Source organism: Nocardioides sp. Soil_C_8 (assembly GCF_057656315.1).
In genome coordinates, this window is the sequence record NZ_JBDGKQ010000002.1 from 457,813 (window position 1) to 482,175 (window position 24,363).

The 24,363-nt window shown below is 72.7% G+C and carries 26 protein-coding genes; 13 read left to right on the forward strand and 13 right to left on the reverse strand.

Annotation, left to right across the window (positions count from 1 at the left end; all coding sequences use genetic code 11):
• The first annotated feature begins 47 nt into the window (after window positions 1-47).
• A complete protein-coding gene (locus tag AC3A3L_RS12000) occupies window positions 48-299 on the forward strand; it encodes a hypothetical protein (RefSeq protein WP_487640259.1) in 252 nt (83 codons plus the stop codon).
• On the opposite strand, the gene AC3A3L_RS12005 is transcribed toward AC3A3L_RS12000, so the two are convergent.
• Window positions 296-1,165 carry a MerR family transcriptional regulator gene (locus tag AC3A3L_RS12005; RefSeq protein WP_487640260.1) on the reverse strand — a complete coding sequence of 290 codons (870 nt, stop codon included), beginning with the start codon at window positions 1,163-1,165 and terminating at the stop codon, window positions 296-298. The genes AC3A3L_RS12000 and AC3A3L_RS12005 overlap by 4 nt on opposite strands.
• Window positions 1,166-1,300: 135 nt before the next feature.
• Between AC3A3L_RS12005 and AC3A3L_RS12010 the strand changes: the two genes are divergently transcribed.
• Window positions 1,301-1,987 carry a spermidine synthase gene (locus tag AC3A3L_RS12010; protein WP_487640261.1) on the forward strand — a complete coding sequence of 229 codons (687 nt, stop codon included), beginning with the start codon at window positions 1,301-1,303 and terminating at the stop codon, window positions 1,985-1,987.
• A gap of 13 nt (window positions 1,988-2,000) precedes the next feature.
• Here AC3A3L_RS12010 and AC3A3L_RS12015 read toward each other — a convergent pair whose 3' ends face one another.
• The 3 genes from AC3A3L_RS12015 to AC3A3L_RS12025 are packed head-to-tail and all read right to left on the reverse strand — an operon-like array spanning window position 2,001 to window position 4,846.
• Window positions 2,001-3,893, reverse strand: a complete 1,893-nt coding sequence (locus tag AC3A3L_RS12015; RefSeq protein ID WP_487640262.1) for a penicillin-binding transpeptidase domain-containing protein — start codon at window positions 3,891-3,893, stop codon at window positions 2,001-2,003.
• A gap of 54 nt (window positions 3,894-3,947) precedes the next feature.
• On the reverse strand, window positions 3,948-4,469 hold the full coding sequence (locus tag AC3A3L_RS12020) for an SRPBCC family protein (protein WP_487640263.1): 522 nt from the start codon (window positions 4,467-4,469) through the stop codon (window positions 3,948-3,950).
• Entirely contained in the window at window positions 4,466-4,846 is a 381-nt protein-coding gene (locus tag AC3A3L_RS12025) for an ArsR/SmtB family transcription factor (protein ID WP_487640264.1), read from the reverse strand. The genes AC3A3L_RS12020 and AC3A3L_RS12025 overlap by 4 nt, the downstream gene beginning before the upstream one ends.
• A 72-nt stretch (window positions 4,847-4,918) precedes the next feature.
• On the opposite strand from AC3A3L_RS12025, the gene AC3A3L_RS12030 reads away from it, so the two are divergent.
• The 4 genes from AC3A3L_RS12030 (at window position 4,919) to AC3A3L_RS12045 (ending at window position 10,031) form a co-directional block, all read left to right on the forward strand.
• On the forward strand, window positions 4,919-6,313 hold the full coding sequence (locus AC3A3L_RS12030) for a class II fumarate hydratase (protein WP_487640265.1): 1,395 nt from the start codon (window positions 4,919-4,921) through the stop codon (window positions 6,311-6,313).
• A gap of 41 nt (window positions 6,314-6,354) precedes the next feature.
• Window positions 6,355-6,945, forward strand: a complete 591-nt coding sequence (locus AC3A3L_RS12035; RefSeq protein ID WP_487640266.1) for a GNAT family N-acetyltransferase — start codon at window positions 6,355-6,357, stop codon at window positions 6,943-6,945.
• Between the two features lie 27 nt (window positions 6,946-6,972).
• Window positions 6,973-7,617, forward strand: a complete 645-nt coding sequence (locus tag AC3A3L_RS12040; RefSeq protein ID WP_487640267.1) for a DUF4396 domain-containing protein — start codon at window positions 6,973-6,975, stop codon at window positions 7,615-7,617.
• A 92-nt stretch (window positions 7,618-7,709) separates the two neighbouring features.
• Window positions 7,710-10,031, forward strand: coding sequence for an arylsulfatase (locus AC3A3L_RS12045; RefSeq protein ID WP_487640268.1), 2,322 nt, complete (start codon window positions 7,710-7,712; stop codon window positions 10,029-10,031).
• Window positions 10,032-10,043: 12 nt separating this feature from the next.
• On the opposite strand, the gene AC3A3L_RS12050 is transcribed toward AC3A3L_RS12045, so the two are convergent.
• The 3 genes from AC3A3L_RS12050 to AC3A3L_RS12060 all read right to left on the reverse strand — a co-directional run bounded on the left by AC3A3L_RS12050 (window position 10,044) and on the right by AC3A3L_RS12060 (window position 13,444).
• Window positions 10,044-10,721 carry an aggregation-promoting factor C-terminal-like domain-containing protein gene (locus AC3A3L_RS12050; protein WP_487640269.1) on the reverse strand — a complete coding sequence of 226 codons (678 nt, stop codon included), beginning with the start codon at window positions 10,719-10,721 and terminating at the stop codon, window positions 10,044-10,046.
• Between the two features lie 369 nt (window positions 10,722-11,090).
• Complete coding sequence (gene phoH2 / locus AC3A3L_RS12055; RefSeq protein ID WP_487640270.1) at window positions 11,091-12,446, reverse strand: RNA 5'-3' helicase PhoH2; 1,356 nt, start codon at window positions 12,444-12,446, stop codon at window positions 11,091-11,093.
• Window positions 12,447-12,664: 218 nt separating this feature from the next.
• A complete protein-coding gene (locus tag AC3A3L_RS12060) occupies window positions 12,665-13,444 on the reverse strand; it encodes an isoprenyl transferase (protein WP_487640271.1) in 780 nt (259 codons plus the stop codon).
• A 103-nt stretch (window positions 13,445-13,547) separates the two neighbouring features.
• Here AC3A3L_RS12060 and trhA point away from each other — a divergent pair, with 103 nt between their 5' ends.
• Both trhA and AC3A3L_RS12070 read left to right on the forward strand, forming a co-directional pair.
• A complete protein-coding gene (gene trhA / locus AC3A3L_RS12065) occupies window positions 13,548-14,273 on the forward strand; it encodes a PAQR family membrane homeostasis protein TrhA (protein ID WP_487640272.1) in 726 nt (241 codons plus the stop codon).
• 160 nt (window positions 14,274-14,433) lie between these two features.
• Window positions 14,434-14,832, forward strand: a complete 399-nt coding sequence (locus tag AC3A3L_RS12070; protein ID WP_487640273.1) for a hypothetical protein — start codon at window positions 14,434-14,436, stop codon at window positions 14,830-14,832.
• Here AC3A3L_RS12070 and AC3A3L_RS12075 read toward each other — a convergent pair.
• Together AC3A3L_RS12075 and AC3A3L_RS12080 are read right to left on the reverse strand one after the other, a co-directional pair.
• Window positions 14,819-15,754, reverse strand: a complete 936-nt coding sequence (locus tag AC3A3L_RS12075; protein ID WP_487640274.1) for a DUF1353 domain-containing protein — start codon at window positions 15,752-15,754, stop codon at window positions 14,819-14,821. The genes AC3A3L_RS12070 and AC3A3L_RS12075 overlap by 14 nt on opposite strands.
• 50 nt (window positions 15,755-15,804) lie before the next feature.
• Window positions 15,805-16,809, reverse strand: a complete 1,005-nt coding sequence (locus AC3A3L_RS12080; protein WP_487640275.1) for a glycoside hydrolase family 26 protein — start codon at window positions 16,807-16,809, stop codon at window positions 15,805-15,807.
• A 139-nt stretch (window positions 16,810-16,948) separates the two neighbouring features.
• Between AC3A3L_RS12080 and AC3A3L_RS12085 the strand changes: the two genes are divergently transcribed.
• Window positions 16,949-17,938 carry a YihY/virulence factor BrkB family protein gene (locus AC3A3L_RS12085; RefSeq protein ID WP_487640276.1) on the forward strand — a complete coding sequence of 330 codons (990 nt, stop codon included), beginning with the start codon at window positions 16,949-16,951 and terminating at the stop codon, window positions 17,936-17,938.
• Between the two features lie 15 nt (window positions 17,939-17,953).
• Here the strand turns inward: AC3A3L_RS12085 and AC3A3L_RS12090 are convergent, their stop codons facing one another.
• The 4 genes from AC3A3L_RS12090 to AC3A3L_RS12105 all read right to left on the reverse strand — a co-directional run bounded on the left by AC3A3L_RS12090 (window position 17,954) and on the right by AC3A3L_RS12105 (window position 20,418).
• The gene (locus AC3A3L_RS12090; protein ID WP_487640277.1) at window positions 17,954-18,607 is read right to left on the reverse strand and encodes an HAD family hydrolase; all 654 of its coding nucleotides are present in this window, start codon (window positions 18,605-18,607) and stop codon (window positions 17,954-17,956) included.
• Window positions 18,604-19,071, reverse strand: coding sequence for a PTS sugar transporter subunit IIA (locus AC3A3L_RS12095; protein WP_487640278.1), 468 nt, complete (start codon window positions 19,069-19,071; stop codon window positions 18,604-18,606). Before AC3A3L_RS12095 ends, AC3A3L_RS12090 begins: the two co-directional genes overlap by 4 nt.
• On the reverse strand, window positions 19,068-19,301 hold the full coding sequence (locus AC3A3L_RS12100; protein WP_056908300.1) for a PTS sugar transporter subunit IIB: 234 nt from the start codon (window positions 19,299-19,301) through the stop codon (window positions 19,068-19,070). Before AC3A3L_RS12100 ends, AC3A3L_RS12095 begins: the two co-directional genes overlap by 4 nt.
• Window positions 19,302-19,371: 70 nt before the next feature.
• A complete protein-coding gene (locus AC3A3L_RS12105; protein ID WP_487640279.1) occupies window positions 19,372-20,418 on the reverse strand; it encodes an SIS domain-containing protein in 1,047 nt (348 codons plus the stop codon).
• A gap of 95 nt (window positions 20,419-20,513) precedes the next feature.
• On the opposite strand from AC3A3L_RS12105, the gene AC3A3L_RS12110 reads away from it, so the two are divergent.
• The 4 genes from AC3A3L_RS12110 to AC3A3L_RS12125 are packed head-to-tail and all read left to right on the forward strand — an operon-like array spanning window position 20,514 to window position 24,329.
• Window positions 20,514-21,290, forward strand: coding sequence for a GntR family transcriptional regulator (locus AC3A3L_RS12110; protein WP_487640280.1), 777 nt, complete (start codon window positions 20,514-20,516; stop codon window positions 21,288-21,290).
• The gene (locus AC3A3L_RS12115; protein WP_487640281.1) at window positions 21,290-22,537 is read left to right on the forward strand and encodes a PTS transporter subunit EIIC; all 1,248 of its coding nucleotides are present in this window, start codon (window positions 21,290-21,292) and stop codon (window positions 22,535-22,537) included. Before AC3A3L_RS12110 ends, AC3A3L_RS12115 begins: the two co-directional genes overlap by 1 nt.
• A 1-nt stretch (window position 22,538) precedes the next feature.
• Complete coding sequence (gene nagA / locus AC3A3L_RS12120; protein WP_487640282.1) at window positions 22,539-23,684, forward strand: N-acetylglucosamine-6-phosphate deacetylase; 1,146 nt, start codon at window positions 22,539-22,541, stop codon at window positions 23,682-23,684.
• A 24-nt stretch (window positions 23,685-23,708) separates the two neighbouring features.
• The gene (locus AC3A3L_RS12125; protein ID WP_487640283.1) at window positions 23,709-24,329 is read left to right on the forward strand and encodes a class I SAM-dependent methyltransferase; all 621 of its coding nucleotides are present in this window, start codon (window positions 23,709-23,711) and stop codon (window positions 24,327-24,329) included.
• Window positions 24,330-24,363 lie beyond the last annotated feature (34 nt).

The following is a 24,363-nucleotide window of genomic DNA, read 5'->3' on the forward strand; positions in this document are numbered from 1 at the left end:
ACTGTGGACAAGCCGCAGGCGCACCGGAGGAGCACCGGAGGAGCACCATGTCGATCACCGCGCAGCCGCCCATCGCGACCACCGCACCGCCGGTGGCGCACCTCGACCTCCGTCCCGATCGGCGGCTCCGCGTGGGCGGCATCGCCGTCCTCGTCGCGGCCGCACTGGGCTCGGTGCTGGGCGCGGCTCCCGCGATGTCCGACGCCCCGTCGACCGACCACCCCTGCCGCATGGACATCGTCGGCAGCTACTGGTTCAGCAGCGGGTGCACCGAGGAGCCCGCAGCACCGGCGCGCTAGCTGACCGCGCCGAGGCGGGTGGCGAGCGCGGCGGCCGCCGCGCCGGCCTGGTGCCCGAGGTGCACCGGGCCCTCGACCCGGTCCTGGTGGGCGCCCCCGAGCAGCACCTCGGTGAGCGGCATGAGCGCGTCGCTCGCCTCGCGCACCGCCGGGAGGTCCTCGATCGTGGGGGCGGCGAGCACCACGGCCCGGGGCTGGATGAGGCGTGCGGCGCCGACCCAGGCCTCGAGCGGGAGGTCGCCGCCGAGGTAGGTCACCGCGACGCCCCGCGACCTCAGCACCAGGGCGAAGGCGAGGACGCCGATCTCGTGTCGCGATCCGCGTGCGAGGCCGACGACGACGCGCGGGCCGCCGCTCGGGGCGGGCGGGAGCGACTGGAAGGTCAGGGCGAGCCGGCGGTGCACCGCGCCGGTGACGAAGTGCTCCCCCGCGACCGAGACGAGCCCCCGCTGCCAGGCCTTGCCGAGGTGGACCATGGACGGCAGGAGCCAGTCGTCGACCACCGAGACGACGTCGATGTCGGCGAATCCCTCGGCGAGCAGTCGCTCGAGCTGGGGGACGTCGAAGTCCTGGGCGCAGGCGACGAGGGTCTCGAACCGGGCCTCGTAGGCGGGCTCGTCGGGCCGACCGACCTCGGCCTCGGCGGCGGCGACGTCCTCGGCCACGTGGCGCGCCGCCTCCTGCGCGGTCCAGCCGGCCTCGACCAGGCTGCGCATCACGACGAGCCGACGCACGGCCTCGTCGTCGTAGAGCCGGTAGTTGCCCGGCGAGCGCTGCGGGACGACGATGCCGTAGCGCTGCTCCCACTTGCGGAGGGTCCCGGTGGGCACGCCGGTCAGCTCAGCGGTGCGGCCGACGGTGTACACGGGTTCACGGTAGTCCCGTGCGCCGCGTCTGGGCACGCATTTGCCATGCACGGCCGACGCGTCGACCTTGGACAGAGGTTGTCCGCGACCGTGGGCAGCGTCGGGCCCGCGAGCCGTCCTTGGCAGGATGACGCCATGCCGAGCACCGAGAGCCCCCAGAGCGTGGAGATCGCCCGGGCGGAGACCCCACGCGGCGAGGTCGTGCTCCGGCGGCGCACGAACGGCACCGGGGCCGACGTGCTCGAGCTGCGGGTGAACGGGGTGTTCGTGATGGACACCCTCGAGACGACCAGCGAGATCGAGCTGGCCGCACAGGCGCTCGACCTCGTGGACGAGCCGTCCGCGGTGCTCGTCGGCGGCCTCGGGCTCGGCTTCACGCTGCAACGCGTGCTCGCCGACCCCCGCGTCGAGCGGGCGGTGGTGGTCGAGATCGAGGAGGCGCTGGTCCAGTGGATGCGCGACGGGACGGTGCCGCACGGACCCGCCCTGCTCGCCGACACCCGTGCCACGGTCGTCAACGCCGACATCGCCATGGCCATCGCCGAGGCGCGCTCGACGTACGACCTGGTGCTCCTCGACGTCGACAACGGTCCGGGCTACCTGGTGCACCAGCGCAACGAGGCTGTCTACGAGGAGGAGTTCCTCCGGCGGTGCCGCGACGTCCTCGGCCCCGGTGGCGTCCTCGTGGTGTGGTCGGCCAGCGCCGCGCCGGAGCTGCTCGCCTCGCTCCGCACGGTGTTCGGCAACGCCGAGGAGCAGGCCCACGACGTGCTGCTGCAGGACCGGCCCGAGGAGTACTTCCTCTACCTGTCGCGCCGCTGACGGACCCCGGACGTCACCTGAGGAAGGCCTCGAGCAGGGGTCCTGCGGTCTGCGACCCCGAGACGCCGGTCTCGACGAAGACGGCGACCGCGAGGTCGCCGCGCGTGGCGATCATCCAGGTGTGTGTCGGCAGCGCCCCCGAGGCGTCGGGCTGGCCGTACTCGGCCGTGCCGGTCTTCGCCCCCACCTCGCCCGGCACGTCCGAGAGGAAGCGTCCCGACCCGGTGGTGACCACGGCGCGCATCAGCCCGCGGAGGGTGCCGGACTCGGGACCGGTGAGCGGCTTCCCGGGCGGCACCTGCGCGACCTGGTGGTCCGGCAGCAGCACCGGCAGGACCGCTCTCCCCGCCCGCACCGACGCGGCGACGGTGGCCATGGCGAAGGGGCTGGCCAGCACCGTGCCCTGACCGATCATGTCGGCGGCGGCGCCGGTCTCGGTGTCCGGCGGCGGGACCTGCCCGAAGTAGACCGGGAAGCCGAGGTCGTGGTCCGTGCCGAGCCCGAGGGCGCTGGCCGCCGCAGCGAGGTCGCCGTCGGCGAGGCGACCGGCGTTGCCGATGAGGGCCGTGTTGCAGGACTGGGCGATGGCCTGGGTGAGGGTGACGTCCCCGAGCGCGGAGGCCGGGTAGTCGTCGTAGTTCTTGAACGACCGGCCGTCCACGACGGTCGTGGCGGGGCAGGCGACGACGTCGTCCACGCGCATCCCGCTGCGCAGCAGCGCGAGCGACGTGACGACCTTGAACGTCGACCCGGGGGCGTACTGCCCGGTCATGGCGATGTCCGCGCCGGCTGCCCCGACACCGTTGGCGCTCGCCAGGACCGCGCCGTCGGACGGCCGGATCGCCACGAGAGCCGCGGCCGGCGCACCGTCGCCGAGCCCGGCGAGGACGTCCTCGGCCTTCTGCTGGAGCGCCGGGTCGAGGGTGGTGGCGAGGTCGGCACCGTCGGCGGCCGGGACCTCGGCGAGGGTGCGGAGCCGGTCGTCGGCGCCGCGGGCGATGACGGCTGCGCCGGGCGCGCCCCGCAGCTGCTCGTCGTAGCGGGCCTGGAGGCCGGAGAGGCCGACCTCGTCGCCCGCGACGATGCGGCCCTCGGAGGCCTCCACGACCTCGGCCGTGGCCGGGCCCACGCGACCGAGCAGCGCCGCGGCGAACTCGCGGGTCGGGGCGAGCGGCAGGGTGTCGCGCACGGCGAGCGCCCCACGGACCTTCGCGAAAGCCGGCAGCACGTCGAGGGCGTCGTCCTCGCGCAGCACGAGCCCCTCGACGAACGCCTCGTCGCCCATGGCCTCGGCCCGCTCGACGAACGACGCCACGTCGATCCCGAGGATGCGCGCGATGCGGCGGGCGCTCCGGGCGACCTGGGGCCCCTCCACCTTGGTCTTGTCGAGCCCGTAGCGCAGCACCGGTCGCTCGGTCACCAGGACCGCACCGGCGGCGCCGGTGATGTCGCCGCGCACGGGCGGGAGGGTGCGCAGGCCGAGCGTGTCGCCGTCGGCGAGGTCGGGCGCCAGCGCGTCGGGCGTCCAGTCGACCTGCCACCCGGTGCCGTCGGCCACGAGCGCCACGGTGGTGTCGTACTCCCACGGCGTGGTGTCGGTCAGCTGCCACCGCCACGCCAGGGTCGCCGTCGCCGAGTCGGGCTCGTCGCCGGTCGCCTCGACCTCGTCGACGGAGGCGACCTCGACGGCCACCGGCACGTCCTCGAGGGGAGAGACCAGGTCGGCGAACGCGGCACGGGCGGACTCGTCGACGAGGGGCACCTCGCCGAGCGAGTGGTCCGACAGCGCGGCAGCGAGGTCGTCGGCCACCCCGGACGGCGGGTCGGTGTCGTCACCGCCGAGCGCGGAGCACGACGAGCTCACCCCCACGAGCAGAGCGGCGACCCCGAGACGGAGTGATCGCATGCGCCCATGCTCCCAACGCGTCGTGACGGCTCCAAGCGGCCACGCCGCGACCCCTCAGCCGAGCTGCGCGCGATAGTGGTCCTTGAACGCCGGGTAGTAGTCGTCGAAGTCGACGGTGGCGACGTCGCCGCCGGTCTCGGCGAGGACCATCCGGTCGAGGTAGTAGTCCCACCCCGGACCGACGCTCTCGGCCAGCTCCACGTCGGTGACCCCCTGCGCGAAGGTCAGCGTCGTGGTGCCGTCGGCCTCGACCAGGTCGATCTCCCACGCCCAGAGCTTCTCGGGCTCGACGGGCTGTGCGGACCGCATGACGACCCGGCGGGGCGGGTCGCACTCGTCGACCCAGATGGTCTCGTCGGCGACGTCGTCGCCCTCGGCGGTCATCCGGAAGGTGACCGACCCGGTCGAGGGGTCGCCGGTCCACTCCCCGATCCAGCGGGAGAGGCGGTCGGACTCGGTGACGGCGGCCCACACGTCCTCGATGGGGGCACGGAAGGTGCGCTCGAAGACGAGGTAGGTCTCGCCGTGCCGCTGCTCGCGCCGTCCGGTGGGGCGGGGCTGGTGGGTGGTGGTCATGCGGTCTCCTGGGTGGTGTCGGGCTGGTCGGCGGGCTGGACGGCAGGCTGGCTGGCGGACCGGTCGCGGGTCGTACGGCGCACCTCGAGGTCGAGGCCGTCCAGGACCGACTCGTCGAACCGCGGGCGTGGCTCGAGCGCCGCGAGCCAGTCGGTGACCACGTCCAGACCCGTGCGCCGGAGCCGGTAGTGCCGCTCGCGCCCGCGGTCCTCCGCCTCGACCAGGCCCGCTTCGGCGAGCACGCGGAGGTGACGGCTGATCGCCGGCCGGCTGATGGCGTGGTCGGCGGTCAGGTCGACCACGCGGGCCGGGCCGCTCGCCAGGCGCACGACGAGGTCACGGCGTACGGGGTCGGCGAGCGCTGCGAACGGGTCCACGCCTATTGGTAACCTTTCTGTTACCAATTGTCAAGCAGGCGTAAGCACCTCGTCCTTGGGTACGGTCGTCAGGTGACCGAGACACGCACCGAGCACGACTCCATGGGCGAGGTCGAGGTGCCTCGCGACGCCCTCTGGCGGGCCCAGACCCAGCGCGCGATCGAGAACTTCCCGATCAGCGGCCTCACGCTCCAGCCCCGGCACGTCCAGGCGCTGGCGCACGTGAAGGCGGCGGCCGCGACGGCCAACGCCGCGCTGGGCGTCGTACGCCACGAGCAGGCGCAGGCCATCGTCGCCGCCGCCGACGCCATCGTCGCGGGGACGCACGACGGGGAGTTCCCGATCGACGTCTTCCAGACGGGGTCGGGCACCAGCTCCAACATGAACGCCAACGAGGTGATCGCGACCCTGGCCGCGCAGGCGGGCGTGGAGGTGCACCCCAACGACCACGTCAACGCCTCGCAGAGCAGCAACGACACGTTCCCCACCAGCATCCACGTGGCCGCGACGCTCGCCGTGGTCGACGACCTGCTGCCCGCGCTCGACCGGCTCGCGACGTCGTTCGAGGGCAAGGCCGAGGAGTTCGCCGACACCGTGAAGTCTGGGCGCACGCACCTGATGGACGCCACGCCCGTCACGCTCGGTCAGGAGATGGGGGCGTACGCCGCCACGCTGCGGCTCGGCGTCGAGCGACTCGAGGCGGCGCTCCCCCGGGTGCGCGAGCTGCCGCTCGGCGGCACCGCCGTCGGCACCGGCATCAACACCCCCGCCGCCTTCGCCGAGCGCGCCATCGCCGCGCTGTCCGACCGCACCGGGCAGCCCTTCACCGAGGCGCGCGACCACTTCGAGGCGCAGGGCACCCGCGACTCGCTGGTAGAGCTCTCCGGCGCGCTGCGCACGATCGCGGTCGGCCTCACCAAGGTGTGCAACGACCTGCGCTGGATGTCGTCCGGCCCCACCACCGGGCTCGCCGAGATCCACCTGCCCGACCTGCAGCCCGGCTCGAGCATCATGCCCGGCAAGGTCAACCCGGTGCTGCCCGAGGCCACGCTGATGGTCTGCGCCCGGGTCGTCGGCAACGACGCGACGATCGCCTGGGCGGGCGCGTCCGGCAGCTTCGAGCTCAACGTGATGATGCCGGTCATGGCGCACGCCCTGCTCGAGTCGATCCACGTGCTCTCGACCTCCACGGTCCTCCTCGCCGAGCGGTGCGTCGACGGGATCACCGCCGACGCCGAGCGGATGCGGCGCTACGCCGAGTCCTCCCCGTCGGTGGTCACCCCCCTCAACGCGCACATCGGCTACGAACAGGCGGCCAAGGTCGCCAAGAAGGCACTGGCCGACGGGGCCACGATCCGCGAGACCGTGATCGCGATGGGCTACGTCGAGCGCGGCGACCTGACCGAGGAGCAGCTCGACGCCGCCCTCGACGTCGACTCGATGACGGGGCGCCCGGCCTCGGAGTGAACCGGTAGCCTCTCGTCCGGTTCCGGTCGTACGGTCGACGGATGAGCGAGACCACGTACGAGATACGGGCGCTGACGCCCGAGACCTGGGACCTGTTCGCCGACCTCAACGAGCGGATGGGCGGGCTGTTCGGCGGCTGCTGGTGCGTCGCGTTCCACGCGGAGCGCGACGACCACGTTCCCGGTCCGGAGGGGAACCGTGCGTTCAAGAAGGCGATGGTCGACGAGGGCATCGCCCATGCAGCACTGGTGATGGACGGCGACCTCGCCGTCGCGTGGGCGGAGTACGGCACGCCGGCCGAGCTGCCCGACATCCACCACCGCAAGCAGTACGACGCGGAGAAGGACGCCGACCCGGACTGGCGGGTCACGTGCATCCGCGTCGACAAGGGCCGCCGGCGCGAGGGGCTCGCCGAGGTGGCCCTGCGCGGTGCTCTCGAGCTGATCGCCGCCGCGGGCGGCGGCACGGTCGAGGGCTACCCGCACGACCTCACCGAGGTCACCAAGAAGACGTCGTCCTCGTGGCTCTACAACGGCACGCGCCGTCTCTACGAGCGCCTGGGCTTCACCTACGTGCGGCCCAAGGGGCTGAAGAACTGCGTGATGACCACGACGGTCGCGCCGTTGACCTAGATACCCCCCGGGGGTATGTTCGACGCTATGGATCACGACGCGTCCCACACGGCCGGGCACGACACCCACCACGAGATGGGCAGCACCAACGCGATGGCGGTGTCGGCCACGCTGCACTGCCTGACCGGCTGTGCGATCGGCGAGATCGTCGGCCTGATGGTCGGCACCGCCCTCGGGCTGGGCAACCTCGCCACCATCGCGATCGCCGTCGGACTCGCGTTCCTGTTCGGCTACACCCTGTCGACGCTCCCGCTCCTGCGCGCCGGACTCGGGGTCGGCGCCGCGCTGACCGTCGTCCTCGCGGCCGACACGCTGTCGATCGCGACCATGGAGCTCGTCGACAACCTGGTCGTCGCCGTCATCCCGGGAGCGATGGACGCGGGGCTCGTCAACCCCGTCTTCTGGCTCTCGATGATGCTCGCGCTGACGGTGGCGTTCTTCGCCGCGTGGCCCGTCAACCGCTACCTGCTCGCCCGCGGCAAGGGCCACGCCCTGACCCACGACTTCCACGGCGCCGAGCCGGAGGGCGCGCGCCGCTACATCCCGGACCTCGCCACGTCGACCCTCGTGGCGGCCATCGTCGCGTTCATGCTGGGCGGCCTGGTCGTCTCGGTCGCCGACGAGCTCGAGGCGTCACCGGGGACGGGTCACGCGGCCCCCGTCGGGAGGTGAGGTCCCACGTCGGTCTCGCCCGCAGCGGGTGACGCGGGGCCGGACGCCTCCTCCTTACCGTGGCGGTCCGTCCGACCAGGAGATGGAGCGCCGTGACCCCCTTCCCGCAGCTGCCGCGACAGGACGTCCTCCCGTTCCCCCCGACGCCGTCGGCGTCCCACGCCGGACGCACCATGCAGGACTCGATCTACGAGCCGCGTGCGCAGGAGCGGCGGCTGGCGGCCGACGCCCCGAACATCCTGGTCGTGCTGATCGACGACGCCGGCCCGGGACTGCCGGACACCTTCGGCGGTGAGGTGCGCACCGCGACGCTGACCCGGGTGCTCCGGGAGGGCATCGGCTACAACCGCTTCCACACGACGGCGATGTGCTCGCCCACCCGCGCCTCGCTCCTGACCGGGCGCAACCACCACCGCATCGGCAACGGGCAGATCGCGGAGCTCGCCAACGACTGGGACGGCTACTCCGGCCACATCCCGACGAGCACGTCGCTGGTCGCCGAGGTCCTCACCGACTACGGGTACGCGACGTCGGCGTTCGGCAAGTGGCACAACACCCCGGCCGAGGAGACGACGCCGTCGGGCCCCTTCCACAACTGGCCGACGGGTCGCGGGTTCGAGTACTTCTACGGGTTCCTCGCGGGCGAGGCCTCCCAGTACGAGCCCAACCTGGTGCGCAACACCACCAGCGTGCTGCCACCGAGGAGGGCGGAGGACGGCTACCACCTCAGCGAGGACCTGGCCGACGACGCGATCGGCTGGCTCCGCCGCCACCAGGCCTTCGAGCCGGACAAGCCGTTCTTCATGTACTGGGCGAGCGGCTGCCTGCACGGACCGCACCACGTCATGAAGGAGTGGGCGGACAAGTACGCCGGGCGGTTCGACGACGGCTGGGACGCCTATCGCGAACGGGTGTTCGCGAGGGCCAAGGAGGCCGGGTGGATCCCGGAGGACGCCGAGCTCACGCCCCGCGACCCGACGCTCCCTGCATGGGACGACATACCAGAGGACGAGAAGCCCTTCCAGCGACGGCTGATGGAGGTCGCCGCCGGCTTCGCCGAGCACGTCGACGTCCAGGTCGGTCGCCTCCTCGACGAGGTGGAGCGCCTCGGCCACGGGGAGAACACCCTGGTGTTCTACATCTGGGGGGACAACGGTTCGTCCGGCGAGGGCCAGAACGGCACCATCAGCGAGCTGCTGGCCCAGAACGGCATCCCGACCACGGTGGACATGCACATCAGGGCGCTCGACGAGATGGGCGGCCTCGACGTGCTCGGCTCGCCGAAGACGGACAACCAGTACCACGCCGGCTGGGCATGGGCGGGGAGCACGCCCTACCGGGGCATGAAGCTGCTGGCCTCGCACCTCGGCGGGACGCGCAACCCGATGGCGGTGCGCTGGCCCTCGCGGATAGCCCCCGATGCCCGCCCGCGCACACAGTTCCACCACTGCAACGACCTCGTGCCGACCATCTACGAGGTCCTCGGGATCACCCCACCGCGAGTCGTCCGCGGCGTGGAGCAGCAGGCCCTCGACGGCACCAGCCTCGCCTACACCTTCGACGACCCCGATGCCGCCGGCCGCCTGAAGACGCAGTACTTCGAGATCATGGGCAGCCGGGCGATCTACCACGACGGCTGGATGGCGTCCGCGTTCGGACCGCGGACACCCTGGCTGCCCGGCCTGCCTCCCGGGATCCAGGACTGGACGCCCGACCACGACCGGTGGGAGCTCTACCACCTCGACCAGGACTGGACGCAGGCCCACGACGTCGCCGACGCACACCCCGAGAAGCTCGCGGAGCTCAAGGAGGTCTTCGCCATCGAGGCGGCGCGCAACAGCGTGTACCCGATCGGGGGCGGGCTCTGGGTGCCCGTCTACCACCCGGAGCTGCGGATCTCGACGCCGTACCGCAGCTGGACGTTCAGCGGCGACGTCGTGCGGATGCCGGAGTTCTGCGCACCCGCGCTCGGCAACCGCGCCAACACCGTCACCATCGACGCCGAGCTGCCCGAGGCGGCGAACGGCGTCCTGTACGCGCTCGGCGGCGCCGGCGGCGGCCTCACCTGCTACCTCGACGACGGCCGCCTCTGCTACGAGTACAACTGCTTCATCCTGATGCGCACCAAGATCCGGAGCGACGGGCCGCTCCCCGCCGGACGGACCAGGATCGAGGTGCGCACCGAGTACGCCGAGGTCCGGCCCGGCGGACCGCTGGACGTGACGCTCACGGTCGACGGCACGGAGGTGGCGTCGGGACAGGTCCCCGTCAGCGCGCCGCTGCTGTTCACCGCCAACGACTGCCTCGACATCGGGACATGTCTGGGCGGCTCGGTCTCGCTCGACTACTACGACCGCGCGCCGTTCCCCTTCGAGGGCGCCATCGACACCGTCGAGGTCCGCTACCTCACCTGAGCCGCGCCGGGGTCAGTACCAGCCGTTGCCCTGCTTGAAGCTCCACGCGCTGCACGGGGTGCCGTAGGTGTCCTGGATGTACTCCAGGCCCCACCGGATCTGCGACTCGGCGGAGGTCATGTAGTCCGCCGGCAGGTCGTGCAGCTGCGTCAGCGCCTGCGGGATGCCGTACGCCGACGACGTCGGGTTGTCGGCGTCGATGCGCCAGTCCGACTCGCTGACGTAGAGCGAGTCGAGGCACGAGAACTGGTCGGAGGAGAAGCCGTACGCCGGCAGCAGCGCGCGGGCGATGTCACGCGGGTCGCCCTCGGACAGCTTCTCCGAGCGGGCCACGGCCGAGCCGCCCGACATCGCCAGCGTCGTGGCCTTGGCCTTGTCGGTGCGTCGCGCCGAGCGGGAGGCGACCTGGCGGGAGGACCGCTCGACGGAGGTCGCAGCGGCGGTCGAGCCGGTCGCCCGGGGCGTGGCGTCGGCGGACGGCGTCGGGGTCGCGGGCGCGACGTCGGCGGCGGCGGGGGTCAGCACGTCGGGGTCGCTCGAGGCGAGGCCGCCGGTCACGCTCACACCGGTCACGGCAGCGGCCAGCCCGGTCAGGGCGACGCCGGTGCGCAGCGCTCGGCGCGGCGCGCGGACGGCCTTGTGCTTGCCGGGGGCGCGGTGCTTCGGGACGTACTTGTCTGACTTCGACACAGGGGCTCACGGGGGTTGACGACAGGGGGTGTCACGCCGGGTCGTGCACGGAGGCGCGGGCGACCACGAGGACCTGGACCGGCTGGACGGGGCGGTGCTGCGGGGGGATCCCGGCGCCCTGCCGGCGACCGAGGTCACGAATCGGTCACGAGCCACCTTGCATGAGGGTTCAACCACGTGCAAACCGAACACCACAATTGGTGCTGTCCCTTGCGTCACATGCGTTGCACTACACCTCATCGGCCACATCCGTCACGCCGTGGTGACCACCGCCACCGCCGGCAACGGGGTCGGACGACCACCTGGCGAGCGCTGTAACGCCGGGTAACCCGGCGTTACAGCGCGCCAGCCCGACCGGCCGCGCGGTCCTCAGAGGGTGACGTCCTCCAGCATCTCGGTCACGAGCGCGGCGATGGGCGATCGCTCGGAGCGGGTGAGGGTGACGTGCGAGAAGAGCGGGTGGCCCTTGAGCTTCTCCACCACCGCGACGATGCCGTCGTGGCGGCCGACGCGGAGGTTGTCGCGCTGGGCGACGTCGTGGGTGAGCACGACCTTGGAGTTCGCCCCGATACGGGACAGCACGGTCAGCAGCACGTTGCGCTCGAGCGACTGCGCCTCGTCGACGATGACGAAGGCGTCGTGGAGGGAGCGGCCGCGGATGTGGGTGAGCGGCAGCACCTCGAGCATCCCGCGGTCCATCACCTCGTCGACCACGTCGCGCGAGACCAGCGCCCCGAGGGTGTCGAAGACGGCCTGCGCCCAGGGCGACATCTTCTCGTTCTCCGAGCCGGGGAGGTAGCCGAGCTCCTGCCCACCGACGGCGAACAGCGGCCGGAAGACCACCACCTTCTTGTGCTGGCGGCGCTCCATCACGGCCTCGAGGCCGGCGCAGAGCGCCATCGCCGACTTGCCGGTGCCGGCGCGGCCGCCGAGGGAGACGATGCCGACCTCGGGGTCGAGCAGCATCTCGAGCGCCACCCGCTGCTCGGCCGACCGGCCGTGGATGCCGAAGGCGTCGCGGTCGCCGCGGACCAGGTGCACGCGCTTGTCCGCCCCCACGCGGCCCAGCGCCGTACCCCTCTCCGACAGCAGGACGAGCCCGTTGTGGCACGGGAGGTCGCGGGCCTCGGCGAGGTCGATGACCCCGTCCTCGTAGAGCTCGTCGAGGTCGCCGGCCGCGACCTCCAGCTCGGACATCCCGGTGTAGCCGGTGTCCGAGCTGCTGATGGCCTCGGCGCGGTACTCCTCGGCGTCCAGCCCGACGGCCGAGGCCTTGATGCGCAGCGGGAGGTCCTTGCTGACCAGGGTGACCCGGTGGCCCTCGTTGGCCAGGTTGCGCGCCACCGCGAGGATGCGGGTGTCGTTGTCGCCCAGCCGGAAGCCCGACGGCAGCGACTCCGGGTCGGTGTGGTTGAGCTCGACGCGGACCGTGCCGCCCTCCGTGCCGACGGGGACGGGCTGGTCGAGGCGCCCGTTGACGATGCGCAGCTCGTCGAGGGCCCGCAGCGCGGAGCGCGCGAAGAACCCGAGCTCCGGGTGGTTGCGCTTGCCCTCCAGCTCGGTGATCACGACGACCGGGAGCACGACCTCGTGCTCGGCGAAGCGTTTGATCGCGGCCGGGTCCGCGAGCAGGACGCTGGTGTCGAGGACGTACGTGCGGCGGGTGCTGCTGGGCGGGGTGGAGCTGGACGATGCGGAGCTGGGTGAGGTCTTGCTGCTGGCCACGACTAACCCCTTGCTGCGGGTCGGCGCGCGCACTCCTCGCCCGGCCCGATGTCATTCAACGGACCGGAGAGCTCCCATCTGAGTGCCCAAGGTGTGCCTCCCGGTTCAGCCGGCTTCCCCACCTGCTGATGTCGCGAAAGTACGCCCGCAGGTGACCCGATCCCGGGCGACACGCCCGAACGCGAGGTGACGGTCGGATGACGTCTGCGAGTCGCGGATCAGCCGCCGAAGCGGCGCTCGCGCTCGGCGTACGCACGGATGGCGCGCAGGAAGTCGACGCGCCGGAAGTCGGGCCACAGCGCCTCGCAGAAGTAGAACTCCGAGTTCGCCGACTGCCAGAGCAGGAAGCCGCCGAGGCGCTGCTCGCCCGACGTGCGGATCACCAGGTCGGGGTCGGGCTGGCCCTTGGTGTAGAGGTGCTCGGCGATGTGCTCGACGTCGATGATGTCGGCGAGCTCCTCGAGGGAGGTGCCCTTGATGGCGTGGTCGGCCAGCAGGGCGCGTACGGCGTCGGCGATCTCGCGGCGGCCGCCGTAGCCGACGGCGACGTTGACCAGCAGGCCGTCGATGTCGCGGGTGCTCTCCTCCGCCGCCTTGAGCCGCTCGGCGGTCTCGGTCGGCAGCAGGTCGAGCGCCCCCACCGGGTGGATCCGCCAGCGGCCCGCCTCGGCGAGCGACTCGACGGCGCCCTCGATGATCTTGAGCAGCCCGGTCAGCTGCTCGGGCGGGCGGTTGGTCAGGTTGTCGCTGGAGAGCAGCCACAGCGTGACGACCTCGACGCCGACCTCCTCGCACCAGCCCAGCAGCGGACGGATGTTGTCGGCACCGGCCTGGTAGCCCTCCGCGGTGTTGAGCCCGACCGCCTTCGCCCACCGGCGGTTGCCGTCGAGCATCACGCCCACGTGCTTGGGGATCTGGTCGTGGGGCAGGAACTTCACCACCCGGGACTCGTAGGCCGGGTAGAGCACCCGTCGCACGGCGTCCTTCACGTTGACCACCTGCCGATCGTAACGCCGACACCCTGTGTGACCGGGCACTCTCCGCACTCGACTGCGTACTTCACGCCCGTCCGGGTACTTTCAGGGACATGGAGACCGCCGCATGACCCCTCGCGACCGCGTCGAGCACGCCGTGGAGCGTGCCGGCGAAGTGATGGCCGACAAGATGGCCGAGATCAAGCCGCACCTGCGCGGCTGGCTGCACGCCGCCACCGCGCCGATCGCGCTCGCCGCCGGCGTCGTGCTGGTCGCGCTCTCGCCCACGGCCTCGACCCGGGTCGGGTCGGCCGCCTTCGCGCTGTCTGCGCTCCTCGTCTTCACGGTCTCGGCGATCTACCACCGCGGCACCTGGTCCCCGCGCACGTGGGCGTTCCTGCGCCGCTTCGACCACGCCAACATCTTCGTGCTCATCGCGGGCACCTACACGCCCTACGCCCTGCTGTTCCTCGACGACCCCGCCCGTACGACGCTGCTGCTCGTCGTCTGGCTCGCGGCGATCGCGGGCGTGCTCTTCCGGGTCTTCTGGACCGACGCGCCGCGGTGGCTCTACACCCCGATGTACATCGCCCTCGGCTGGGCGGCGGTGTTCTTCATCCCCCAGTTCATGGAGGGCGCCAACCGCTTCAGCAGCGGCATCGCGGTCGCCACCTTGGTGCTGGTGGCGGTCGGCGGCGTGCTCTACACCCTCGGCGGCGTGGTCTACGGCCTCAAGCGCCCCAACCCCTCACCGCGCTGGTTCGGCTTCCACGAGGTCTTCCACTCGTTCACCATCCTCGCTTTCGCCGCGCACTACGTCGGCGTCTCGCTCGCGACCTACTCGCTGCGCTGACCGATATCTGAGGACGCCGTGGATGGGATCCGGCGTCGGATTCGTTCGCCGCGTCCTCAGATAGCCCCGCCGGTCGGGGTGAGGGTGCTCACGTCGGGCAACGATCGGGCGCGCCCGGTCGTCGTACAGGGGAAGCCCTGTCCCCCACCCCCACCGCGAGATGCCTGACTCCCCCACTGACACGCCCGACACGCCGGACCGCACCGAGCGCCAGCCCCTCCTCGACCTGAGCCTGCCGCAGCTCGTGGCGGGTGCCACGGCCGCCGCGACGTCGGCCATCCTCATCAGCCACCTCGACCTCCTCGGCACCGTGCTGGGCGCTGCCTGCGCCAGCGTGGTGTCGGCGGTGGTCACCGCCGGGCTCGTCGGCGGGTGGCACCGCGTACGGACGGTGCCGAGCCGGTTCCCGCGCAACGTCAACGGGATGGTGGTGACCGCCATGGCGCTCGGACTGGTCGTCCTGGCGGCCCGCGAGGGCCTCCACCTCGTCACCCAGGACCTGCCGCGCGGCACCTTCGCCGCGCGCTGGCTCGCCGAGATCGGCGTCAGCCGAGGCTGAGCACCGCGAAGACGACCAGCGAGGCGGCCACGACGAACCCCGCCAGCACCCAGGCGGCGAAGGGCGAGCGCCGGGCCAGCCGCTCGAGGGCGACGTAGCTCGCCGCGATGACGGCGAGGCCGACGGTCACGTGCAGCAGGACGGCGAGCATCACCCCGGCGATCGCGCCCGCCATCCGCAGCCGGCCCCACAGCAGGCTCAGCGCCAGCGGCAGCACGACCGCTCCGGCGAAGCCGCCGGCGACCTCCGCCCACCACGGGCGGTCGCCCATCCACGGCACGTCGACGGCACCCGGCCACGAGACGTCGAACAGGTCGCCGGTGGCGCTGTAGCCGAGGTAGACGATCGCGACGATCGTGACGGCGGCCGCCACCCGGTAGGACCAGTGCTTGGCCGGCGACCAGGACACCGCCCGGCCGACGAAGATCGTCGCCACTGTGACGGCCGACCAGACGATCCAGCGCCGGATCACCCCGGTGCCGGTGTCGGCCATCGCGTCGCGGAAGACCCGGTCGGCCTGCACCCGGTCGACGACGTGACCCTCGGTGGAGACGTAGGACGTCGGGTCGCCGCGGCCTGCCACCAGCGCGTCGTGCAGCAGCGCGGCCGGCAGGTGGGCCCCGGTCTTGGGCACCAGCCACGTGAAGAGGGCGGGCACCGAGGTCAGGTCGGTGCGGAAGTCGGCGTCGGCGGGGACGAGCAGCTCGCCGAGGTGGCGGTCGCGGTAGGCCAGGCGGCGCTCGAGGGCGAACGTCTCGACGCCCTCCTCGGAGTGCCGCTCCAGCACGATGCGCGGGTCGGACCCGGGGTCGGGCGGCTCGCCCGGCCCCGCCGCCGTGGTCAGCGTGCCGCCGTCGTAGAACCGGCGCGGCTCCGCCGCCACCTGCTTGCCGATCGATCCGACGCGTTCCCGAGCCTGCATGCGCCCAGTCTGGCGCTGCGGACCGACAGCCGCGAGCGTCCGGCGGGAGGTCAGGCCGGCATCTGGTCGAGCGCGGTACGCATCGCCTTGAGCGCGTCGTTGGAGGAGTTCACCCGCCAGTCGCGCTCCTTGTTGCCCTGGAACCAGCACACGGCCCGGACCCGCGGGAAGGTGGTCGCCGCGAACATGTCGGTGATCCAGCGACCCTTGGAGGCCGACTTGATGCGAGGCGCACCGTCGTCGTAGGACGGCTCCTTGCAGCCGACCTCGCAGATCCACACCGGCGCGGTGGGGTGCAGGGCGGCGATCCGGTCGTACTGCTCGCGGTAGATGTCCTCGAACGTGCGCCACGGGCCCCAGCCCAGGCCGGTGTTGCCCCAGTTGTAGCCGTCGAGGCCGAGGACGTCGACGTACTCGTCGCCGGGGTAGATCGTGCGGATGTCGGTCGTGCCCTCGTAGGTGTCCGTCGTCGGGTTGAACACCCAGCGCAGGTTGGTGGCGCCGCGCTCGCGCAGGTAGGTCACCAGGTAGCGCCAGGCGGCGATGAACTCGTCCGGCGTGCCGCCGTGCTCCTTCTCGCCGGCCGGGGTGGGCTGGAACGAGGTCCAGTCGCCGTTCATCTCGGGCCAGGGGCGCACGTGGACGACGTAGGGGAAGGCGCGCGCCGCCGCGGCGACCCGGTCGAGGTAGTCGTCGTGGAGTCCCGCCGGCCACTCGCTGTAGCGGAACTTCCCGATCTCCCACGCGACCAGCAGGTCGCGCGTGCCGCCGCGGGCGGTGTCGAGGTCCTGCTGCGCGGGGAAGACCACGTCGGGTCCGTAGAAGTAGGAGGCGATCGAGACCGGCGCCTGGACGGTCCGCTGGAGGTCGTCGAGGACGCCGGGGGTCCAGGGCACGTCCCAGGCGTAGGCGCCGAACCGGACCTGCCGGCCGAGCGGCGTGCCGGAGGCGGCGTACGCGCTCCCGGGCGCGACGGACAGGGCGGCCGCAGTGGTGCCGAGGAGGGAGGCGCCCATGAGGGCGCGACGGGACAGGGCGGGGCCGAGGAACGACACGGGGACTCCGAGCGGGTCGAGAACGTCTGCCAGCGGTCACGACGACCGGTGGGGTTCCAGAGTAAAGGCGGCACCGGGCGCCCGTCCGGCGAATCCGGGCACTGCACCGACGCGACCGGCCCCCGCCTAGGGTGCGGCCATGACCACCGCGCGGACCGTCCCCGTCACCACCGAGATGGACGGTGACGAGCTGGACGCGCTCGACGCCTGGCACCTCGCGCGCCACCACGGGCTGGGCAGGATCGCGGTCGAGTCCTTCGTGCGCTTCCGCTACGGCGACGGGTTCACCAACTCCCGCGCGCTCGCGCTGCAGGCCTGCCTCGCCGTCGTGCCGTTCCTCCTCGCCCTGACCGGCCTCGCCTCCGACATCGACGAGGAGCGTCCCGCCGCGGTCGTCGCGCACGTCGTCGACTCGCTCTCCCCCGGCTCGGGCGACAGCGACGCGCTCGCCTCCGCGGTCGACGACTCCGACGCCTCGGAGCTCGCAGGCGAGGTCGCCCTCGTGCTGGGACTCGGCTTCGCGCTCGTCTCCATGACCACGGCGATGGCGCAGGTCGAGCGCGGCGCCAACCGCATCTACGGCATCCGGCGCGACCGCAAGGCGCTCCACAAGTACGGCCGGGCGGCGGTGCTGACCGCCGTGCTCGCCGCCCCGGTCGGGGTGGGGTTCGTGATGATCGTCGGCGGCGGCGCGCTCGGGGACGCGATGGCGGAGAACTACGGCTGGTCGGACACGGCCGTCGACTGGTGGAACGGCCTGCGGTGGCCGGTCGGCCTCGCACTGCTGGTCTTCGCGATCGCCGTGCTCCTCGACCACGCCCCGCGCCGCCGGCAGCCGGCCCTGTCGTGGCTCGCGCTCGGGTCGGGGATCGCGGTCGTGCTCAGTGGCCTCGCCACGGCCGGCCTGGCGGCGTACGTCTCGCTCAGCGGGTCGTTCGGCAGCGTGTACGGCCCGCTCGCCGGCGTGTTCGCGCTGCTGCTGTGGGCGCTGCTGTCGTCCGTGGCGTTCTTCTACGGCACCGCCGTGTGCGCTCAGCTCGAGGCGCTCCGAGCGGGCGAGGTCGCCCCGGCGCTCGACGACCCGGGCCGCCCGCACGCGAAGACGGTCGGGGACCAGGTCACCGGCTGACGTAGCTCCCCCGGCTCACGACGCCAGGAGCGCCAGCAGCGGCCGGAGGTCGGCGTGGACGTCGACGGCGCCGGCGTCGAGCAGCACCTCGCGCGGGTGAGACGTGCCGATGCCGTGCACCTGGCGTACGCCGGCGCCGAGGGCCGCGCGGACGCCCGCCGGCGAGTCCTCCGCCGCCAGCGCGGTCGCGGGGTCGGCGTCGAGCCGTCGGCAGGCGAGGGCGAAGCCGGCCGGGTGGGGCTTGCCGTCCTCGACGTCGCGGGCGGTGACGACGAGGTCGACGCTCTCGAGCGCCAGGGTCAGCGACTCGACCAGCGACCGTTGCACCCAGTCGGGTCCGGCCGAGGTGACGATGGCGACCGGCGTGCCGCCGGCACGCGCCGCCTCGATCAGCTCGCGCGCACCGGGCACGGCCCGCGCCGCCTCGTCGGGCACGTGCTCGAGCACCTCCGCGAGCACGGCCTCGGGGTCGAGGCCGGCCCACGGGCCGGGCTCCGTCGCGAAGACGTCGACCGCCCTGCGTCCGGTGAAGACCGAGAGGTCGGGGAGGTCCCAGCCCTTGTGGGCGAAGAACGACTCGTAGCCGCGCCGGTGCAGCGGCTCGGAGTCGACCAGCGTGCCGTCGAGGTCCAGCAGCAGCGCGGAGACCTGGGTCGCAGCAGCCGTCATGCGGTCGCGAAGAGCAGGTCGCCAGCGACCACGGACCCGCCGACGGCGTCGCTCCGGACCGAGCCCTTCGGCGCGTCCATCAGCACGACCGGGACGACCGGCGAGACGTCCTGGCCGGCGGCCGTGGACGGCAACGACGACGGGTCCCACGTGATCATCGGGTCTCCCGCGGCGACCTCGCCGCCCTGGGTGGCGAGGACCTCGAAGCCCTCTCCCTCGAGGCGGACGGTGTTGATGCCGAGGTGGACCAGCACGCCGACGCCGTCGCCGAGCACGACGAACGCGTGCGGCAGCACCTTGACGATCTTCCCGGCGATCGGCGACACGACGGTGGTGCGGCCGGGCTCGGGCTCGATCGCCACGCCGGGGCCGACCATCTCCTCGGCGAAGACAGGGTCGGGCACGTCCGACATCGCGACCACACGACCCGGGCAGGGAGCGAGGACCTGGACGGCACCGCTCACATCAGGTCCTCGATGTCGTCGGCGAGGTTGTCGGCCTCGGGGCCGACGACGACCTGCACCACGGTGCCGCTGGCCATGACTCCGTGGGCTCCGGCGGCCTTGAGGGCCGCCTGGTCCACGAGCGAGCCGTCCTTGACCTCGGTGCGGAGGCGGGTGATGCACGCCTCGATCTCGACGACGTTGTCGGCGCCGCCGAGGCCGGCCAGGATCTGCTCTGCCTTGCTGCTCATCTCGGGTTCCTTTCGTGGGTGGTTCCACTGTCGCGTACGTCGACGGGTGCGGCGCAACCGTCCTGGAGGTTCAGCGGTCGGTCTGGGTGACCTTCTTCAACCCGCGCGGGTTGTCGGGGTCGAGGCCCAGCCGCCGCGCCATCTGCTCGATCATCAGCTGCGCGGGCACGATCGAGGCGATCGGCTCCACCGTCTCGGGCAGGTCCGGACCGGGCAGGTGCAGGTCGCACTGGCCCGCGAACGCGGGCGTGCCGCCGATCCCGAGGACCCGTGCTCCGCGCTCGTGCAGGTCGCGGACGAGGTCGAGCATCGGCTCGGCGAGCGGGCCCTCCGCGGCACCGACCAGCACGGCCAGCAGCCCCTCGCTGACCACCGAGATCGGGCCGTGGCGCAGGTCGGCGTAGGAGTAGCCGCGCACCGGGCGCAGGCACGTCTCCTCCATCTTGAGCGCCGTCTCCAGCGCCGTGCCGAGGAGCAGGCCGCGGCCCGAGACGACGACCCGGTCGGTGGTGGCCAGCGCCTCGGCGGCGGCGTCGACGTCCGTGCGCAGCAGTCCCTCGACCGCAGCCGGGACCCGGTCGAGCGCGGTGCGCAGCGCACCCTCCCCCAGCGCGTCGGCGACGACGGCGAGGGCGACGAGCTGGGCGAGGTAGGACTTCGTCGCCGGCACGGCGACCTCGGGGCCGGCCCGGGTCACGAGCGCGAGGTCGGCCTCCTCGGCGAGCGGAGAGCCCTCGACGTTGGTCACGCCGACGGTGGCGGCCCCGCAGGCCCGGGCCCACTCCTGGGTCTCCACGATCTCGGCGGTCGCACCGGACTGGGACACCGACACCACGACCGTGTCCGAGAGGTCGAGCCGTGCGCCGTAGTGGGTGGCGACGCTCGGCGCGGCCAGCGTGGCGGGGACGCCCGCGGCCACCTCGAGCAGGTAGCGCCCGTAGATCGCGGCGTTGTCGCTCGAGCCGCGCGCCACGAGCATCACGCGGCGGCGCCCGGCGGCGAGGTCGCGCAGCCGCGACTGCTCGGGGAGCAGTGCCTCGAGGGTGCGGCGGGCGGCCTCCGGCTGCTCGGCGATCTCGGTCGCCATCTGCGTCGTGGGTGCGTGCGAGGTGTCCATCGGTGGTCCTTGACAACGTCGGTGCGTCGGAGCCATGCTCCAACTGGTACGTACCAGACCGTACCAATGGATCCACCGAACGTCGAGAGGACGGCATGGCTCCCAGGATCGAGGACGGCCCCCGGCCGAAGCACGTGCAGCTGAGCGACGTGCTGGCCGAGCTCGCCACCCGCGACCTCGGCCCCGGCGCATCGATCCCCTCCGAGCGCGAGCTCATGTCGACGTACGACGTCTCGCGCGCCACGGTGCGCAAGGCGATCGACAGCCTCGTGGTCGGCGGCCTGCTCGAGAAGATCCACGGCAAGGGCACCTTCGTCGCGCGACCGCGCGTGCAGACCAGCCTGCACCTGGCGTCGTTCTCCGACGACATGCGCCGCCGCGGCCTGGTCCCGGCGACCCGCCTCATGCGCGTCGACGAGGAGCGGCCCCCACCGGAGGTCGTCAAGGCGTTGCGGCTCGGGGCCCGCGGCACCGCCTGGCGGATCGACCGCGTCCGCCTCGCCGACGGCCAGCCGATGGCGATCGAGCAGGGGTGGTACCCGTGCTCGCTCCTCCCCGGCCTCGACACCGCGGACCTCACCGGCTCGCTCTACACGCTGTTCGCCACCCGCTACGACCTCGTCATCGACAGCGCCGAGCAGACGCTGTGGGGCGAGGCCGCGGAGGGCGCGACCGCCCGCCGGCTCGAGGCGGCCGTCCACACCCCGCTCCTGGTCTTCCGCCGCGTCTCGACCGCGGCCGGCCGGCCGGTCGAGTACGTCGTCTCCCGCTACCGCGGTGACCGCTACCAGGTCCACATGAGCCTCGGCGCCACCCCCGACGCCGTCGGAACAAGCAGCACCAACAGCACCACCAGAAGGGATCGATCCTGATGACCACCCAGGACGCCGCCTCGGGCGGCACCACGACCCGGCGCAAGCTCAACCTCGCGCCGGTGCAGAAGTTCGGGCGCAGCCTGATGCTCCCGATCGCCGCACTTCCCGTCGCGGCGCTGCTGCTGCGGCTCGGCCAACCCGACCTGCTGGGCGCCGACGGACTGGGCTGGGACAGCGTCGCAGCCGTCATCGGTGCAGCGGGCAACGCCCTCTTCGCCAACCTGCCGCTGCTGTTCGCCGTCGGCATCGCGATCGGCATGGCGCGCAAGTCGGACGGCTCGACGGCCCTGGCGGCCGTCGTGGGCTACCTCGTCTTCCAGGGGGTCGGCGAGGCGATGTCGCCCGAGATCCTCGAGGGCGACGAGCTCATCAACTACGGCGTGCTCGGCGGCATCGTCATGGGCCTCGTGAGCGCCTGGCTCTGGCAGCGCTACCACCGGATCTCGCTGCCGCCCTACCTCGCGTTCTTCGGCGGACGTCGCTTCGTCCCGATCATCACCGCGTTCGCAGCCGTCGTGATCTCGGTCGCGATGAGCTTCGTCTACCCGGCCTTCGACTGGGCGATCACCGGGCTCGGTGAGTGGGTGACGGACAACGCCGTCCTCGGCGGCTTCGTCTACGGCACGCTCAACCGGCTGCTGATCCCGCTCGGCCTGCACCACATCCTCAACAACCCGCCGTGGTTCATCTTCGGCGAGTACACCAGCGGCGGCGAGACCTACAACGGCGACATCGCCCGCTTCCTGGCCGGCGACCCGACCGCGGGCGCCTTCATGACCGGCTTCTTCCCGATCATGATGTTCGCGCTCCCCGCCGCGGCCCTCGCGATCTGGCACGAGGCCCGCCCGCAGAACAAGAAGCTGGTCGGCGGCATCATGCTGTCGGCCGCGCTGACGGCGTTCCTGACCGGCGTCACCGAGCCGCTCGAGTTCGCGTTCATGTTCGTCGCGTTCCCGCTCTACGTCATCCACGCCCTCCTCACCGGCACCTCGATGGCGCTGATGAACTGGATCGGGGTCAAGGACGGGTTCGGCTTCTCGGCCGGTCTGTTCGACTACGTCCTCAACTTCAACATCGCCACCAAGCCGCTGCTGATCATCCCGATCGGCCTGGCCTACGCGGCCGTCTACTACTTCCTGTTCCGGTTCGTGATCCGGAAGTGGAACCTCAGGACGCCCGGTCGTGAGGACGAGGACGACCCGGCCGGCGGCGGCTCGATCCTCGAGCAGGACAACAAGGCCTGACGTGATCCTCGCTGCAGGACAGGTGGTCACCCCGGCGCGCATACTCGCGCCGGGGTGGCTGCTCGTCGACGGTGACCGCATCGTCGACGTCGGCGACGGGGCGCCGCCTCGCGCGCCCGACCTCGACCTCGGCGCGGCCACCGTCGTACCGGGGTTCGTCGACCTCCACGTGCACGGCGGCGGGGGCGCGTCGTTCGACCCCGGTACGGCGGACGCCGCGGCGGTCGTGGCCGACTCCCACCTCGCGCACGGCACCACGTCGATGGCGGCGAGCCTCGTGACGGACACCACCGAGCGGATGGCCGCCGCTGTGCGCGAGCTCGCGCTGCTGGTGCAGGACGGTCGACTCGCCGGTGTGCACCTCGAGGGGCCGTGGCTGAGCCCGCAGCGCTCGGGCGCCCACCAGCCGGGTTCGCTCACCCACCCGGCCCCGGCGTCGATCGACACGCTCCTCGCCGCCGGCGGCGGCGCGGTGCGGATGGTCACCCTCGCGCCCGAGCTGCCCGGCGGCATCGACGCCGTACGTCAGCTCGTCGACGCCGGTGCGCTCGCCGCCATCGGCCACACCGACGCGACGTACGACCAGGCGCGCGCGGCCCTCGACGCGGGCGCCCGGCTCGGCACCCACCTCTTCAACGCGATGCGCCCGCTCCACCACCGCGACCCCGGACCGGTCGGCGCGCTGCTCGACTCCCCCGTCGACGTCGAGCTCATCGCCGACGGCGTACACCTCCACCCCGCCGTGCTGCGTACGGTCTTCGCCGCCAAGCCCGGCCGCTGCATCCTCGTCACCGACGCAATGGCGGCCGCAGGCGCGCGCGACGGCGACTACGCGCTGGGGCAGATGGACGTCCAGGTGCGCGGCGGCATCGCCCGGCTCGCCTCCCCGGACGGCGACGGCGCCATCGCGGGCTCGACGCTCACGATGGACGCGGCCGTGCGCTTCTGCGTCCGCACCGCCGGGATCCCGCTGCTCGACGTGGTCCACGCCGCCAGTACCGCGCCGGCCCGGGCGTGGGGGCTGGACGACGTCGGCGCGGTCGAGCCCGGCCGCCGCGCCGACCTGGTCGTGCTTGACGAGGAGCTGCAGGTGGTCCGGGTGATGCGCGCCGGCGGGTGGGTCAGCCCTTCGTCGATCCCAGCGTGAGCAGCCGGGCCTACCCTGCTGGGCATGGACGCAGACGCCTGGGACGAGAGGTACGCCGCCACCGACCTGGTGTGGTCGCGCGAGCCGAACCAGTTCGTGGCCGCCGAGCTCGCCGACCTGCCTCCCGGCGCCGCGGTGGACCTCGCGGCCGGCGAGGGACGCAACGCCATCTGGCTCGCCGCGCGCGGGTGGTCGGCCACCGCCGTCGACTTCTCGCAGGTCGCCCTGGACAAGGGCGCCCGCCTGGCTGCGGACGACCCCCAGGACCTCGACCTGACCTGGGTGCGCGCCGACGCCACGACGTGGGAGCCGGCGGCCCCCGTCGACCTCGTCGTCGTCGCCTACCTGCAGGTCCCCGCCGCCGACAGGACGCGTGCCGTGCGCAACGCCGTCGGGATGCTGCGCCCCGGCGGGACGTTCCTGCTGGTCGCCCACGACTCGACCAACCTCACCGAGGGGACCGGCGGTCCGCAGGACGCCGCGGTGCTGATGACGGCCGAGGACGTCCTCGCCGACCTGGCCGGCCTCGAGGTCGAGGTGGTGCGCGCCGAGCGCGTCGCCCGCGAGGTCACCTCGGCCGACGGCCACGGCGGCGAGGAACGACGTACGGCCTGGGACTGCCTCGTCCGGGTCGTCCGCCGCTGAACCCCCGGCTCGCCGCAGCCCACGTACGACGACG